A 15,262-nucleotide genomic window follows, 5' to 3' on the forward strand; every position below is an offset into this window, starting at 1 on the left:
TGACAGAGTAAAACGTAATGGATGACTGTGGTGCAGTTTTGCATAATATTGAAACAAAATGGCTTTATGATTTTCTGACCCTGGAAAAATGCCGCAACTTTTCCCAGGCGGCAGTCAGTCGCAACGTCTCACAACCCGCATTCAGCCGTCGCATCCGCGCGCTGGAACAGGCAATTGGCGTTGAATTGTTTAACCGCCAGGTGACACCTCTGCAACTCTCGGAACAAGGGAAAATCTTCCATTCGCAGATCCGCCATCTGCTGCAACAGTTAGAGAGCAACCTTGCAGAACTGCGTGGCGGCAGCGATTACGCGCAACGTAAAATCAAGGTAGCCGCTGCACACTCTCTTTCTCTCGGTCTTTTACCGTCCATTATCAGCCAGATGCCGCCGCTCTTTACCTGGGCGATTGAAGCCATTGATGTTGATGAAGCGGTCGATAAACTGCGTGAAGGGCAAAGCGACTGTATTTTTTCCTTTCATGACGAAGATTTGCTGGAAGCACCGTTTGACCACATTCGCTTATTTGAATCTCAATTGTTCCCCGTCTGCGCCAGTGACGAACACGGAGAAGCGCTTTTTAACCTCGCACAGCCACACTTTCCGTTACTGAATTACAGCCGTAACTCCTACATGGGGCGATTGATTAACCGTACCCTGACGCGCCACAGTGAGTTAAGTTTCAGCACCTTTTTTGTCTCGTCGATGAGCGAGCTTTTAAAGCAGGTTGCCCTCGACGGCTGTGGGATTGCCTGGCTGCCGGAGTACGCCATCCAACAAGAAATTCGCAGCGGGAAGCTTATCGTTCTGAATCGGGACGAACTGGTGATCCCGATTCAGGCCTATGCATACCGGATGAATACCCGTATGAATCCCGTGGCCGAACGCTTCTGGCGCGAACTGCGCGAGCTGGAGATTGTGCTTAGCTGACATTCTCCAGCGTCGCACTACACCAACCGCCACTATCCCAGACCAGATCATACGTTAGCGGTTCATCGTCGTGGTGCAGCATTATCTCAAGGCTGATCGCCAGCGTGTGGCTGTACGCTTCTTTCAAATTGACCTGCAACGCCGCAATCCGAGGCTCATGAAATAACAGTGCAGAACGTAGTTGACGGCAATACCAGCTCTGGAGATGTTTGTCGCTCTGGTTATGCACTTGCCACTCAGGCATACCTGAAACAAGTAATGAAGGTAATGCCGAATGAGGAGAATTAAAAAGAGTGAGGAGATCGCTGCATACCGATTTACGCAGTGATAACGTTTTATTGCCTGAAATTTCAGGTGAAACAGCCTGAAGTGATTGGCGCATCATTTTGCGCACTCCTGACGTTTAGCAACATATGTGGCTTGCCCTGAATACCGGGCACCACTGTATTGATGCTCATTTTCCATAGCCATTCCCTTTTGTTCATTACATCCATGTCAGTCTGAGACAGGCCTGAATCCTGTCAGCAAAGTATAAAACCTTACTTGCCTATGAATATCTACTGACTTTTCAGGAAAAAAGTCATGATTTGATAAAAATCATCAAACTCAAAAAAAAACCGCTAGTATATTCTGAATATTCCGAATAGTTACGTAGATGAAAATACTTGTCACCGCCGCTACTTAATTTCGGTGGGAGATTATTTATTTCCGCATAATCAGCCATGCATTATTTGAAACAATTAGTTTGTAAATAATATAAACTGATAACATATCAAATACATCAAAAACACCATTCACAGGCATTATTAATATAGACATCAATATAACAACATCAAATTCCAATTAGTAATAAGATATGCTTTTAAATTGCATGCAAATAATTTTAAATGAGCGTTTTTTGATACTTTAGAGTGTTTCCCACCCTTTAATATGACCGTGTAGAGTTGATATCACTACAACAGAAACATGCATGTCATTTGTTTACTTCTCTTTTTACTACAGAAAAATTTATCTATTTTTCTAAAACATCAGTGAAATACTCATAAAAGGTAACTATTATGTCTATGCCAATAAGCAATACCGCTAATAACCAAATCTATACAAATAATCACTTCCTTCATCATCCAAAAGTCGACAATAAGTTAACACGTGAATATGAATATGCACGCATGGATACGGAAAATATCTATCTTCTGCCTCTTGCTCGTGGCAATAACCATAATTACGATGGAAAAAGCGTTGTCGAAATTAGAAAACTTAATATTAGCAAAGAGTCCTGGCCATTTCATTATGTGACAGAAACATGCAGGGAATTCAATGGTATTACAACAACAGGACGTATGCTCTATCGAAACTTGAAAATCACCTCAGCTTTAGACGAAATATATGGTGGTATATGTAAAAAGGCGCATGCTGCCACAGAGTTAGCGGAAGGATTACAACTAAATTTATTTATGAAGAGCCCTTTCGATCCTGTTGAGGAATATACAGTTCATGAAATAACATTAGGCCCTGGTTGCAATGTTCCAGGTTATGCTGGAACCACGATAGGATATATTTCAACCCTTCCAGCTTCTCAGGCAAAAAGATGGACCAATGAGCAGCCAAGGATTGATATCTATATTGATCAGATAATGACGGTAACAGGGGTAGCAAATTCTTCCGGATTCGCCCTTGCCGCATTACTTAATGCTAATATTGGAATGGGAAATGACCCAATAATTGGTATAGAAGCTTATCCAGGTACCGCGGAGATCCATGCAAAAATGGGATATAAAGTTATCCCCGGTGATGAAGATGAGCCACTCAAACGCATGACTCTGCAACCGTCATCTCTTCCAGAACTGTTTGAATTAAAAAATGGTGAATGGAATTATATTGGTAAATAACCACTGGGAAGAATGAGTACTAACATTCAGGTTATACAGATAGTTAAACAATACCCTGCAATTTACAAAGTAATACTCATTGCAACTTCTTAATTTAAGAAAGCGCAAGGAACGTTTACCCTTGCGCTTATCATAATAAGTCAGGCGTCGACTTTATCCAGCGGCCATGAATCAAACAGATAGCCGTCAAAATAAATATCGTCAACGTTCGAGAATTCCAGCAGACGTTGTTTAACGTTTTCCAGATGCTGCCACATTGCCAGCTTCGCCGCTCGGGCGTCTTTTTTGATTAACGCGGCGAGGATCTGTTTGTGATCGCCCAACCACTCTTTGCGATACAGGCTGTCATCCAGATGGCTGTGCAACTGGATCCACATCGGATTGTTTTCCCGCCACTGCCAGGACTGACGGAATAGCTCCACCAGCATGCTGTTATGCGTCGCTTCGGCAATGGCGAGATGGAACTGCATGTCACCGCTTTCGCTGCTGCCCGGTGCGCTGGAAGCCAGCTCACGCTCTTCCAGTTGCAATGCCTGACGCATTTTGACGATATCTTCGCGGGTAGCCTGCAGGGCGGCAAATTCCGCGATGTTACTTTCCAGTAACTGACGCGCCTGTAACAGCTCAAAAGGACCCGCATCATTGCAAACGTTGGCATCCGGACTGTCTGTGTTGTGGCTGCCTGAGCTATCAAGAACATAAATACCGGCACCCCGGCGCACTTCCACCAGCCCTTTGATCTCCAGCATGATCAGCGCTTCACGTACCACCGTCCGCGTGACATCAAGCATTTCTGCAATTTCACGCTCCGGCGGCAGCCGTTCGCCAGGATTGTACGGCGTCTTTATGATCAGATCGCGGATCATCGCCCCGACTTCCTGGTAAGGTCTTTGCGCAGAGGTGGCAGATTTCATGGTGTTGTGTCCGTTAGGTGCAGTTAATCAAATTTTTGCCGGATGCGTCGTGCACGCCTTATCCGGCCTACAACGGGCGATTTTACGGCACCCGTCAATCTCAAACTATACCATTAGCACTGGAAGTTGGCACGTACAGGTGGGCAAAAAACGAAAACTGGTCAACCAAATATGCGTTTGATTGACCAGTAAGTCTGTAGGGTAATCAGTTAGTTACAGCGCAGCCACACACTCGCGCGCACCGCGTTCACACAGATGCTGATATGCCGCCGTCACCGCGCCAACAAAGTCGGCATTCTGCGGCAGATCATCGGCAAAAATACCGCTCAGGCCCAGCAGCGCTTTCACGCGGTCTGCGCCCTGATACTGCGCATTGATCTTCTGGAACTCCGCCAGCATCGGGTCGACCACATCAATGGCATTCCCCTGCTCATCCACCCCCTGGGTGTAACGCATCCAGCCAGCCACGCCGAGCGCCAGGTGACGCCAGCTACCGCCGTTTTGCAGGTGCAGACGCACCGGGTCCAACAGGCGCTGCGGTAACTTCTGGCTGCCGTCCATCGCAATCTGCCAGGTACGGTGACGCAGAGACGGGTTGCTGAAACGCTCGATCAGCAGCGTCGCATAGGCGTTCAGGTCCGTACCTTCCGGCATCGACAGCGTTGGCGCTTGTTCCTGCATCATCAGGGCAAAGGCCGCTTTGCGATAATCCGGGTTAGTCATGGTGTCGGCAATAGTTTCATAGCCGCCGAGGTAACCGAGGTACGCCAGGAAAGAGTGGCTGCCGTTCAGCATACGCAGCTTCATCATTTCGAACGGCACAACGTCTGCAACAAACTGTGCGCCCACTTTATCCCAGTCCGGGCGACCATTAACGAAGTTATCTTCAATCACCCACTGACGGAACGGTTCGCAGGCAATGGCGCATGGGTCGTAAACACCCAGCTGGTCAGCAATTTCCTGTAAGGTTTCTGGCGTCGCCGCCGGAACGATGCGGTCAACCATGGTGCACGGGAAGGTGACGTTCTCTTCAATCCATGCCGCCAGTTGCGGATCACGCGCCTGAGCCAGCCCAAGAACGGCAACTTTTGCCACGTGACCGTTTTCACGCACGTTGTCGCAGGACATCACCGTAAACGCTTTCAACCCTTTCTCACGACGCAGGCGCAAGGCTTCGACGATGTAACCAATCGCCGACTTCGGCGCAGTCGGGTTTTCCAGATCGTGCTTAATCAGCGGATTATTGAGATCCAGCTGACCGCTCGCCGCATCGGCGCAGTAACCTTTTTCCGTGACCGTCAGGGAGACAATCGCCGTCTGCGGACGCGCCATCGCGTTGAGAATACCTTCACAACCGTCGATTTCCGGGTGCAGCGCTTCTTTCATCGAGCCAATAATTTTCAGCTCGGTGCTTTCTGCGCCTTTTTCCGCCACGGTATACAGCAGTTGCTGTTTTTTCAGGTTTTCGATCAGCACGCGGTCGTTGCCTGGCATCAGGTTAACTTCGCAGATACCCCAGTCGCTGTCGGTGCTTTCCAGCAGATGATGGGTGTACAGCGCCTGGTGCGCGCGGTGAAACGCCCCGCAACCGAGATGCACAATGCGTGATTCCAGACGAGAATGATCCCATGACGGGCGGGCAACCGGCAGATTGCTGTCAACAATAGTAGTCATCGTAAACTCCAGAATCCGTCTTCAGAGAGTGACGGCAAGGAAGAAGGAACCGGCACGGCGCGCAGCCATGCCAGTGGATATTAACGGCTAAAGAAAGCGCGCTGGATCGCCATTTCGACACCGCGAACTTCAGCCAGACCTTTCAAACGACCAATCGCGGAGTAACCTGGGTTGGTTTTCTTCTTCAGGTCGTCCAGCATCTGGTGACCGTGGTCCGGACGCATCGGGATCAGGTCTTCTTTACCTTCCGCTTTACGACGATGCTCTTCTTCAACAATCGCTTTCACCACTTCGTACATATCAACGTCACCGTTCAGGTGCGCCGCTTCGTGGAAGGTTTTCGGGTTATCTTCACGCATGGTGGAACGCAGATGGGTAAAGTAAATACGCGGACCGAACTGCTTGATCATATCAACCAGATCGTTGTCAGCACGCACGCCGTAGGAACCGGTGCACATGGTGAAACCGTTCGCCATGCTGTTTACGGTATCAACCATCCACTGCATATCTTCAATGGTGGAAACGATACGCGGCAGGCCGAGGATTGGGCGCGGCGGATCGTCCGGGTGAACAGCCATACGCACGCCAACTTCTTCCGCAACTGGAATGATCGCCTTCAGGAAGACCGCAAAGTTTTCGCGCAGTTTGGCTTTGTCGATATCTTTGTACAGCTCCAGGTGCTTACGGAACTGGTCAAGGGTGTAGCCTTCTTCCGCGCCCGGCAGACCGGCAATGATGTTACGGGTCAGACGCGCTTTGTCTTCGTCGCTCATAGTGGCGAAGCGTTCAGCGGCCTGAGCAATTTCTTCTTCGGTGTAATCCGCTTCCGCGCCTGGACGCTTGAGGATGTGCATTTCAAACGCAGCAAATTCGATCTGGTCGAAGCGCAGAGCTTTGGAGCCGTCTGGCAGCACGTATTCGAGGTCAGTACGGGTCCAGTCGAGTACCGGCATGAAGTTGTAGCACACGGTGCGAATGCCGCACTGCGCCAGGTTGCGCAGAGTCTGCTGATAGTTAGCGATCCACTGCTCATAGTTGCCAGTATGAGTTTTGATATCTTCGTGAATTGGCACGCTTTCTACGACAGACCACACCAGGCCTGCGTCTTCAACGATCGCCTTGCGTTTGAGGATCTCTTCTACGGACCACACTTCCCCGTTCGGGATATGGTGCAAAGCGGTAACCACGCCAGTCGCGCCCGCCTGACGTACATCAGCTAAAGTGACCGGATCATTAGGGCCGTACCAGCGCCAGGTCTGTTCCATGATTTTTCCTCTTTCACATAGTGGGTTCCACAGCAAAAAAAGCGTGGAATCCCGGAGTTGTTTAGGTATCCGGATGAACAACCAGACCGCAGCCGTGGCATTGCATCGGATGAGATGGCGTATAAGTTCTACCTTTTGGTAAGACATGTCAACCCGAATTCAAAAATTGGTTAACCACATCACAAGATTTTCACGCGCACGCTCGTTGCTGCAAATTGCAGCAACGGGTAATTGATAGTTATTAATCAGAGGGTGTGACATTCATCGCAACAATGGTTGACCAATTTACATAACATGTCGCCCAAAATAACAACGGTTCAACCAGGTAAGGTAAAACGTTATGCATGTGCTTAACATTCTTTGGGTAGTATTCGGTATCGGTCTGATGCTGGTACTGAATTTGAAGTTCAAAATCAATTCAATGGTGGCTTTGCTAGTGGCGGCGCTATCCGTCGGGATGTTGGCGGGCATGGATTTGATGTCGCTGCTGCACACCATGAAAGCGGGCTTCGGCAACACGCTGGGGGAACTGGCAATCATTGTTGTGTTCGGTGCGGTCATTGGTAAATTGATGGTCGACTCCGGCGCGGCTCATCAGATAGCGCATACGCTGCTGGCGCGTCTCGGCCTGCGCTATGTCCAGATATCGGTGATTATCATCGGCCTGATTTTTGGTCTGGCGATGTTCTATGAAGTGGCCTTTATCATGTTAGCGCCGCTGGTTATCGTCATTGCCGCCGAAGCTAAAATTCCGTTCCTGAAACTGGCTATTCCGGCAGTAGCGGCTGCTACCACCGCACATTCACTTTTCCCTCCGCAGCCGGGTCCGGTGGCGCTGGTGAATGCTTATGGTGCAGATATGGGGATGGTTTATATCTATGGTGTACTGGTGACAATCCCAAGCGTAATCTGCGCAGGCCTGATTCTGCCGAAGTTCCTCGGTAATCTTGAGCGCCCAACGCCATCATTCCTCAAAGCGGATCAACCTTTGGATATGAATAATCTCCCCTCTTTCGGCGTTTCGATTCTGGTACCGCTGATCCCGGCGATCATTATGATCTCTACCACTATCGCCAATATCTGGCTGGTCAAAGACACCCCTGCGTGGGAAGTCGTTAACTTTATAGGTTCATCGCCGATTGCAATGTTTATTGCGATGGTGGTTGCATTCGTACTCTTTGGCACCGCGCGTGGTCATGACATGCAGTGGGTGATGAACGCCTTTGAAAGCGCGGTAAAAAGCATTGCGATGGTGATTCTGATCATTGGTGCGGGCGGCGTGCTGAAGCAGACCATCATCGACACCGGCATTGGTGACACCATCGGCATGTTGATGTCCCACGGCAATATCTCGCCCTACATCATGGCGTGGCTGATCACTGTGCTAATTCGTCTGGCGACGGGTCAAGGTGTGGTTTCGGCGATGACTGCCGCCGGGATTATCAGTGCTGCAATCCTTGATCCAGCAACCGGTCAACTGGTTGGCGTGAATCCGGCGCTGCTGGTGCTGGCGACAGCTGCAGGTTCCAACACCCTCACCCACATTAATGATGCCTCATTCTGGCTGTTCAAAGGTTACTTTGACCTGTCAGTAAAAGACACGTTGAAAACATGGGGTCTGCTGGAGCTGGTCAACTCCGTGGTTGGGCTGATTATTGTGTTGATTATCAGCATGGTCGCGTAAAAGAACGCCAGAGCCTGCCAATGGCAGGCTCTGTTCGGATTGTCGGCAAAGTGCGCTTTGTTTATGCCAGATGCGACGCTGGCGCGTCTTATCTGGCCTACAAAGGGCTAACGTGCGGGTTTGTAGGTAGCGTAGCGCATCAGGCAATATTGCGTACCAGCATTAGCAATGTCCTGTGATTTCTTTATTGATAAACAAAAGTCACGCCAATAATCGATTGCACATTCCCTGCAGTCACCTGCCCTCCGGTACGTGCGTAATTTGCCGTTAATCCCAGACTTACCGCCGAAGTCCCTACTGCTCCTAACGATACCGTGTTATTCGCTGGAATAATCGTACCGTTGCGCGTTAACTGTACGCCGACGCCCTGTGCTGGTGAAAACGACGCGGTATTGGTGAAAATCGAGTTGCCCGCATCTGCGGTTGTGCCGGAGAGGTAATACCCCAGGTTTTGGCTTTTCGCACAATAAACGGTAAGAGGAATAGGTACCGAACCGGGATAGTCCGGCAGAGTCACGGTGACATCACGAGCAGAAACATCACAGCCGCCAGTGGGCACCACCACATCATTATTGGCGTAAATATTCCACACAAACTGGAAATCATCGCTGTTATAGTTGTTGGTCTGTCGCAAAATAAGCACGGCAATTAATGAGCCAGCTTTAATCGCCACCCCGCCCGCACTGCTCACAGGCGTCAAATAAAGCGCCACCGGCCACGGCTTATCCGTTCTCGAATTATAAACAACGCGCGGCGTTTCGCTGGTGGTAGGAAATGGATAGCTACTGCCACTATATTTTACGGTCCCGGAAAAATGAGATAACACGCCGCCATAAGCCGAACCTCGTTGCAGTGTGACATAGTCTGTAATGGTTTCCGGGTAATCGTTATGGCAAAAGATTTGCGTCGAAAGATCTACGACCAGGTTTTGCCCCACATTCACGGCGGGCGCAAGGTTTACATAAACATTGGCGCTGCCACCGCCAATAGGGATAACGGTGCCATTGGCGGTTTTACAGGCGAATGACCAGGCATTTACCGACCAACCCATCAACAGTACAGCAAACAGGGTAATAACTCTTTTCATTACAATCATCTCTTCGGATTCAGCTGTAGGTATAGGTGATGCTAATCACTGCCTGAATGGTTCCCTGAGTGGCTCCGCCATTTACCGTCAATGCTCTGACCTGTAACGGGAAGTGCGCTGATTGTGAGGAATCATCCACCTGAACTGTTTTGGTTGCGCCAGTATTCAATGTGTTGCCACTGTCATCCTGTAGCTCTAACTGGATGTTTTGCGCGGTCCCCTGGTTTTTATAATATCCCGTACTATCGGCTGCCCCGCTGAAGCTGGCGGTGACCCTCGATGTTCCCACCGGACAATGAGTCAACTCAAGCGCAACATCATGCCAGGCCGATGCCGCACCGGCAGACACGAGACTGAAAGAATAAAGATCGCCGAGATCAACCGTGGCATTAGTGGTGGAAACCGTGCACGGTTTGGCGACGACCTTACCGTTCACGGTGATCGTGACATCGGCGGCCTGTAGCGTCGCACTTACGAGCGTCAACATTGCCGCCAATAAACACCCACGTATGCGCCATTTCATGAGCATCTCCAGTTACTGATATTCAAGAGTGAAGGTAGCCGTGGCATTGATATGCCCCGCAGTGACAGGCACCTGTGTCGCCATTAGCCGGGCGTAAAAATTCAGCGTATTTGGTTTACCCGGCGTCAGGGTCGTCCACGAAATCGCGGAGGATGGCGCATTAAGGGGGATCTGATTTTGTTGCTCATTCAGAAGCTGTATTCCCAGCCCCGCAGCCGCTGACACCGTATTTTCAAGTGCAAGCAGATTGGCATTGTGACTATCTGCAACGCCGGTAAACCCAACCTTTACGGCAGAAACGGCATTACCACAGGGTGACAGCAAAATACGAAATGGAACGACAGGAGTCGTCGCGCCAATGTTGTTAAATTGCTTCGCCGCGTTTTCCATCAGATCAACAGTAAAATTGGTTGATTCAGCGGCCACACTACAGCCGTTATCTCTGACATAGCCGCGGATAGTAATCGTGCTATCCGCAGCCAAAGCGTGACTTACCGCCAGCCACAAAAAAGCGCACAGAAGATAAAAAGGTTTGCTTTTCATCACGCCCCCTTAACGACATTCAGCTGATAGCTGTGTTAATAACTGCTGCTGACTCTCTGGTGGCAGTTGATAATTGGCGACACAGTGAGCATTTTCCTCTTCTCCCCATTTCACCTGAACTTTTCCCGCTAAAGGCATCCCGCTGAGATAAACCTGACCATTATCCGCAACAATGCCGCTACTCTGGCTACTCTCTGATGTGACCATCGCCCCAAACGGCAGCGGCTTATTATTATGGGTTAGCGTCATGAGCAGTTTTATCCCAACACGCGCTTTAAACTCTGCTCGCACAATTGCCCCACGGGTGGGAACAACGTTAGCGACCGCGTTATCTAAATCGACGTTATCAGCCAGGGTATTGGTATCCAGCGCCACTCTATTTTCCCGATATTCTGTGGCATAAGGCAGCACGGCATAGCCGCGCCAGTCGGTACGCACCCCCGTCTGGTTTTCAACTTTTGCATCTTTTGCGCCGGGTGCTTTAACAAGCACCACCGTATCGTTTAACGGCTGCCCCAGCGTTACGCCATTGGCATGAGCCAATACCCCACCGCTGATTCCGTAATAGAGCTGCTTAATATCATCGCTATGGCTGTAACCAATGTTGGCATTGCCGTAGCCACCGCGATAATTCAGCGCGGCGTAGCCTGTACTTCCGCTATTTCCATCGCCTCCCCCGACATAGCCGGTTTGCACGCTATAACTGAGGTTGTTGTCTTCCAGCAACGTACCGTATACACCGGCCAGATTGGTCATCCGACCGTTGAGATCGTGTGACATGCTGTAGCTGGCACTGGCATGTCGCCACTGAGATTTACTGTCAGAACGCAGCCAGTGGCTGAAAGGAATATTGATGTTAAGAGCCAACATCTGATCCCGTCCTTTTTGCCACGCGTTTTTCGTCAGGCTATAGCTGAGCGTCCAGTTGATATCTTCGAAAGCAGTATTTAATCCAGCCTGGAATTGCTCATCGACATTACTCGTTCCCCAATAAGTTTGATGGCTACCACTCAAATACAGTGTTGATGTGCGTCCGAGTTGCTGAGTAACAGTGAGCTGTAATTTCCCGCGTTTGTTATAAGCGAGATTGTAATAGTCGGTAAATTTCGGCTTAACCTGAATAACACCATCCTGTGTTTCGATGTTGTAGCCACTCATTCGGCTGTATGTTGTATCAGCGAAATTAAAATACCCGCTGGTCGAGTAACGGTAACCCACTAACTGAAAATTCGTACCTGACTCATTGAGCGATTTGTTATAGAGAAAACGCACCGATTGCCCGTCATGCTGACTGTCATCAGGAAGTGTGGAATTAGCCTGCGTCATATCCACGGACAGAGCGCCCAGTGCCCCCATGTTTTTCCCGATACCGAAATTAAAAGCGCGATAACGATCCGCCAGTTGCGTTCCACCATATATTGTCCAGCCAGCCGGAAGGCCGTGGAGTAATGTACTCTGGAAAAAACGGGGTTTATCCTGTTGCGCATTTCCACTACGGTATTCTCCTGCCGTAATGGAATAACGAGTATGCCCTTCACGTTGCAAAAGCGGGACTGACGAATAGGGTACGGTAAAGATCTGCGTGCTACCGTCAGCCTCTTTAATCGTTACCTGCAAGTCACCACTATTACCTGCGGCATAGATATCGTTGATGGTAAAAGGCCCCGGTGGCACCGTACTATTATAAATGTCATACCCATTTTGTTTAATAGTGACCTGTGCAGTACCACGAGCAATACCGTGGATCACCGGGGCAAATCCTCTTTGGCTATCGGGTAACATATTGTCATCTGAGGCCAATTGTGCGCCACGAAAGTTAATACCATCGAAAATATCGCCCTGAGTATAACCATCACCCAGCGTCAGCCGGGAACGTAACGGAATTATGTCTCGCTCAAGCCAGGTATTGATATGTTGCCATTTATTTTTGCTACCTGATGAACTGTCGCTACTGTTATAACTCCAGGTGGTATTGTCGCGTAAACGCCACGCACCAATATTTAACCCACTCTGTAGGTTTAAATATGCATAATGACTGTTACCCCCAATCCGATTCTGTACACTATTTCCGCTGAAATTATAATTGAGCAATCCGGCATTAATACCGGGGTCCCATAACTCTGGAGGAATATAACCACGCGCGCGATTACTCATAAATGCCTGAGGGATCGTCAGGTTGAGTCGCTGCTGACCAACATCTAAATGCGCAGTAGCGTCATGGATCATTGTGGTTAATGGCACGCAGGCATCATCCGCCAGCAAATTCATACCGGAGACAGAAGCCGTATTCAGCCCCATACTGGTAAGTTGAGCGCGCGTCAGGCAGGGAACAATCCCTTGTTCACTGTCGCCCGTATTAAAGGTGACATCACGCGTTGCCATATAACCATTATTCAAATAGATATCGACGCGATACGTCCCTGGTGGTAATTCTTGACCATTCTCAAAACGCGATAAATCAGCCACAGCCTGGGGATCATCCGCTAAAAAACGCGGGTTAAAATAGAGTTCGGCAGATGACAAAGGTGCCTGTGTGGCAAAAACACAGGCAACAGAGAGCCGAACAAAAAAACCAGCCAGACGAGGCTTACGAATATGCAAGCATTGTGTGTTTCGCTGGTAAAGTCTTAAATTCAGATATGACATTATTCCTCCGGTTTAAAATTACCCGGCAGTCAATTCTTTTTATTCAGGTGAAAAATTCCCCCTGCGTTATTCCATTACGCCCGTCATTTTTGGAGTAAGTGCGCCATAATCATTTATTGTTCGGTAAGTAATGTTGCTTCCTGCATCAGAAGGTAATTTAACTGTGCTTTCGCCCATTGGAGGCACCAATGCATTTTCAAGAACCCGAGTTCCGGCATTCAACTCTGTTACCGTCAGGTAATAGGGTGTCGGGTTAATCAGCGTCAGAGAATTCGCGCTACGACGAAATCTTAACTTTTCTGCGGCCTGATCGGGTGGCAACGCTAATTTAGCCGGGCGATAGTACAATTTAATGCGGCTGATAATTGCGAGCTGTAGCGTATTCTCAGTCAATTTTGATTTATCCATTGACGGAATCGCTTTAACGTTCATCCAGAATAAACTTTCCCGATCCTGTGGCAATTGGTTATTTGTGGCATCAAGAATACGTAAGGTATTCTCTTTTTTTCCCTTCATCGCAAACAGAGGTGGCGTCACGATAAAACGACCATCCTTTACACCATCGGCATTTTCCACCCATGATTGAATTAAATAGGTGCTATTTTCATCATTATTTGTCACGGCAAGTTGCACTTGTTTTTGCCCTGCCGGATAAATTACGCGAGTCGCACCTAAGGCCACTCCTGCTTCCGCGCGTCCGGCAGCCATCATTGCCATGATCATCAGGATACCTGCCAGCAAGCAGAATGTTATTTCCTGCAATTTCCTTACATTGACGTTTTTATTACTCACTGTCCTGTTCCTGTTATCACATTATCTGCTGAACAATTACTGATAGGTTAAAGAGAACCAGGCCTGAGCATTGGCGATGCCGCCAGTAACCCGACGCCCGGTAGCACGATATTTGGCGATGAAATGTAACGACGTAGAGCCTGAGTAAAGTCGTTTCCAGTTTGCTGGAGGACGATTAATCGGTACAAGGTTTCCTTCATCATCAAACAACGCTACGCCAATATTGGTGGCAATCCCTGGCCCCTCTCCCACGGAAAGCACATCCGGATTTTTACCATCCGCGACACCGTGAAACGCCACACCCACACGTTCACTCACCACCGTGCTACATTCCCGTAAATGAATAACAAAAGGCACCGGTGCGCTATCTTCCCCAACCGCATGAAACCGGTTACTGATGATTTGCCCCATATTGACCGTCATTTGTTTATCACCAGCTTCAATCCGGCAAGCTTCTGCAATAATGACGCCCTGAAATTGCATATTTCCGCCGGGCAACGTGGTGTTCCATTTATTTCCGGCCAGAGCAAACATTGGCAGCAACGACGCTAATAGAAATAATCTCTTCCTTTTCATCGTTATTTTTATCGCACAAGGGTGGGCATCCCTGCCCGTAATGACGTCCCTGAACCTGGGTAGGTTATTGATACTGAACCTTGAAGGTCGCATCCGCATTAGCAGCACCTGGGGTTGCGGCACCGGTTGCAAAGTAACGCGCCTGGAACGGAATGGTGTTAGTACCGTTATTCAGGGTTGCTTCTGCACTAAATGTCGCACCGTCCAGCGCCAGCGCAGCACCGGTTCTGTCCAGAATTTGCACACCAACGTTTGTTGCGCTACCTGCAGCAGAACTCTGCAGAGCCAGTACATCAGTATGCGTAGCATCAATTGCCGTACCTAAGAAGGCAACAGCGGCTTTTGTAGCAACAGTGGTATCGCAATCATTCAGCTGAATGTTAAAACCAACGGCAGAGCTGGTTGCTCCAGTCTGCTTCAGGCTAGCGGTACGAACCTGTCCTAACTGAACGGTTTGATCAACAGAGCCTGCATCAACTGCGCAAGCGGCGTTAACAACTTCCCCTTTGAAGTGAACGGTCCCACCATTTACCGTCGTAGTATCGGCCAGAGCCGCTGCGGAACTGAGGGACAGAGCCGACAGAACAACGATCGCCAGAGTTTTAATTTTCATGCTGCTTTCCTTTAAAAAAACTGTTTCTAAATCGACATGGGCAGTCGTTCTGTACACTTTGTTTTGAAACGAATTGGACTGCCAACACTGCACAGTTCTTCCCCAAAAGATGAAACATTTGGGGCCA

At 49.2% G+C, this 15,262-nt stretch carries 18 protein-coding genes; 4 read left to right on the forward strand and 14 right to left on the reverse strand.

Annotated features, from left to right (window positions below):
- The first annotated feature begins 17 nt into the window (after window positions 1-17).
- Complete coding sequence (hypT, locus tag AACU19_RS05070; RefSeq protein WP_000340767.1) at window positions 18-929, forward strand: hypochlorite stress DNA-binding transcriptional regulator HypT; 912 nt, start codon at window positions 18-20, stop codon at window positions 927-929.
- Here the strand turns inward: hypT and iraD are convergent.
- From iraD to AACU19_RS23695, 4 genes are all read right to left on the reverse strand, one after another.
- A complete protein-coding gene (gene iraD / locus AACU19_RS05075) occupies window positions 922-1,314 on the reverse strand; it encodes an anti-adapter protein IraD (protein ID WP_000986226.1) in 393 nt (130 codons plus the stop codon). The genes hypT and iraD overlap by 8 nt on opposite strands.
- The gene (gene idlP, locus AACU19_RS05080) at window positions 1,311-1,394 is read right to left on the reverse strand and encodes an iraD leader peptide IdlP (protein WP_123009414.1); all 84 of its coding nucleotides are present in this window, start codon (window positions 1,392-1,394) and stop codon (window positions 1,311-1,313) included. The genes iraD and idlP overlap by 4 nt, the downstream gene beginning before the upstream one ends.
- Window positions 1,395-1,509: 115 nt before the next feature.
- On the reverse strand, window positions 1,510-1,653 hold the full coding sequence (locus AACU19_RS05085) for a hypothetical protein (RefSeq protein WP_270615807.1): 144 nt from the start codon (window positions 1,651-1,653) through the stop codon (window positions 1,510-1,512).
- Window positions 1,632-1,748, reverse strand: a complete 117-nt coding sequence (locus tag AACU19_RS23695; RefSeq protein ID WP_445236465.1) for a hypothetical protein — start codon at window positions 1,746-1,748, stop codon at window positions 1,632-1,634. The genes AACU19_RS05085 and AACU19_RS23695 overlap by 22 nt, the downstream gene beginning before the upstream one ends.
- A gap of 239 nt (window positions 1,749-1,987) precedes the next feature.
- Here AACU19_RS23695 and AACU19_RS05090 point away from each other — a divergent pair, with 239 nt between their 5' ends.
- Entirely contained in the window at window positions 1,988-2,818 is an 831-nt protein-coding gene (locus AACU19_RS05090) for a DUF2686 family protein (protein WP_088144648.1), read from the forward strand.
- Window positions 2,819-2,958: 140 nt separating this feature from the next.
- Here the strand turns inward: AACU19_RS05090 and uxuR are convergent, their stop codons facing one another.
- The 3 genes from uxuR to uxuA form a co-directional block, all read right to left on the reverse strand.
- Window positions 2,959-3,732, reverse strand: a complete 774-nt coding sequence (gene uxuR / locus AACU19_RS05095; protein ID WP_000833686.1) for a Uxu operon transcriptional regulator — start codon at window positions 3,730-3,732, stop codon at window positions 2,959-2,961.
- A 213-nt stretch (window positions 3,733-3,945) separates the two neighbouring features.
- Window positions 3,946-5,406 (reverse strand): fructuronate reductase, encoded by a 1,461-nt coding sequence (locus tag AACU19_RS05100; RefSeq protein WP_105278761.1) that lies wholly within the window; start codon window positions 5,404-5,406, stop codon window positions 3,946-3,948.
- 80 nt (window positions 5,407-5,486) lie between these two features.
- Window positions 5,487-6,671, reverse strand: a complete 1,185-nt coding sequence (gene uxuA / locus AACU19_RS05105) for a mannonate dehydratase (protein ID WP_000438605.1) — start codon at window positions 6,669-6,671, stop codon at window positions 5,487-5,489.
- A 340-nt stretch (window positions 6,672-7,011) separates the two neighbouring features.
- Between uxuA and gntP the strand changes: the two genes are divergently transcribed.
- Window positions 7,012-8,355, forward strand: coding sequence for a gluconate permease GntP (gene gntP, locus AACU19_RS05110; protein ID WP_103253453.1), 1,344 nt, complete (start codon window positions 7,012-7,014; stop codon window positions 8,353-8,355).
- Between the two features lie 20 nt (window positions 8,356-8,375).
- Window positions 8,376-8,534, forward strand: a complete 159-nt coding sequence (locus AACU19_RS05115) for a hypothetical protein (protein WP_001355118.1) — start codon at window positions 8,376-8,378, stop codon at window positions 8,532-8,534.
- 5 nt (window positions 8,535-8,539) lie between these two features.
- Here the strand turns inward: AACU19_RS05115 and fimH are convergent, their stop codons facing one another.
- From fimH to fimA, 7 genes are all read right to left on the reverse strand, one after another.
- Window positions 8,540-9,442: a type 1 fimbria D-mannose specific adhesin FimH gene (fimH, locus tag AACU19_RS05120; protein ID WP_105278767.1), complete on the reverse strand. Its 903-nt coding sequence runs from the start codon at window positions 9,440-9,442 to the stop codon at window positions 8,540-8,542.
- 19 nt (window positions 9,443-9,461) lie between these two features.
- On the reverse strand, window positions 9,462-9,965 hold the full coding sequence (gene fimG / locus AACU19_RS05125; protein ID WP_000872000.1) for a type 1 fimbria minor subunit FimG: 504 nt from the start codon (window positions 9,963-9,965) through the stop codon (window positions 9,462-9,464).
- 12 nt (window positions 9,966-9,977) lie between these two features.
- Window positions 9,978-10,508, reverse strand: a complete 531-nt coding sequence (fimF, locus tag AACU19_RS05130; protein WP_001355117.1) for a type 1 fimbria minor subunit FimF — start codon at window positions 10,506-10,508, stop codon at window positions 9,978-9,980.
- A 9-nt stretch (window positions 10,509-10,517) separates the two neighbouring features.
- Window positions 10,518-13,154 carry a fimbrial usher FimD gene (gene fimD / locus AACU19_RS05135; protein ID WP_105278762.1) on the reverse strand — a complete coding sequence of 879 codons (2,637 nt, stop codon included), beginning with the start codon at window positions 13,152-13,154 and terminating at the stop codon, window positions 10,518-10,520.
- A 66-nt stretch (window positions 13,155-13,220) separates the two neighbouring features.
- A complete protein-coding gene (gene fimC / locus AACU19_RS05140) occupies window positions 13,221-13,946 on the reverse strand; it encodes a type 1 fimbria chaperone FimC (protein ID WP_001403893.1) in 726 nt (241 codons plus the stop codon).
- 36 nt (window positions 13,947-13,982) lie between these two features.
- Window positions 13,983-14,522, reverse strand: coding sequence for a fimbrial protein (locus tag AACU19_RS05145; RefSeq protein WP_105278763.1), 540 nt, complete (start codon window positions 14,520-14,522; stop codon window positions 13,983-13,985).
- Between the two features lie 64 nt (window positions 14,523-14,586).
- On the reverse strand, window positions 14,587-15,135 hold the full coding sequence (fimA, locus tag AACU19_RS05150; protein ID WP_105278764.1) for a type 1 fimbrial major subunit FimA: 549 nt from the start codon (window positions 15,133-15,135) through the stop codon (window positions 14,587-14,589).
- Window positions 15,136-15,262 lie beyond the last annotated feature (127 nt).

The organism is Escherichia sp. MOD1-EC4550 (genome assembly GCF_963876935.1).
Classification (GTDB): Bacteria; Pseudomonadota; Gammaproteobacteria; order Enterobacterales; family Enterobacteriaceae; genus Escherichia; species Escherichia coli_F.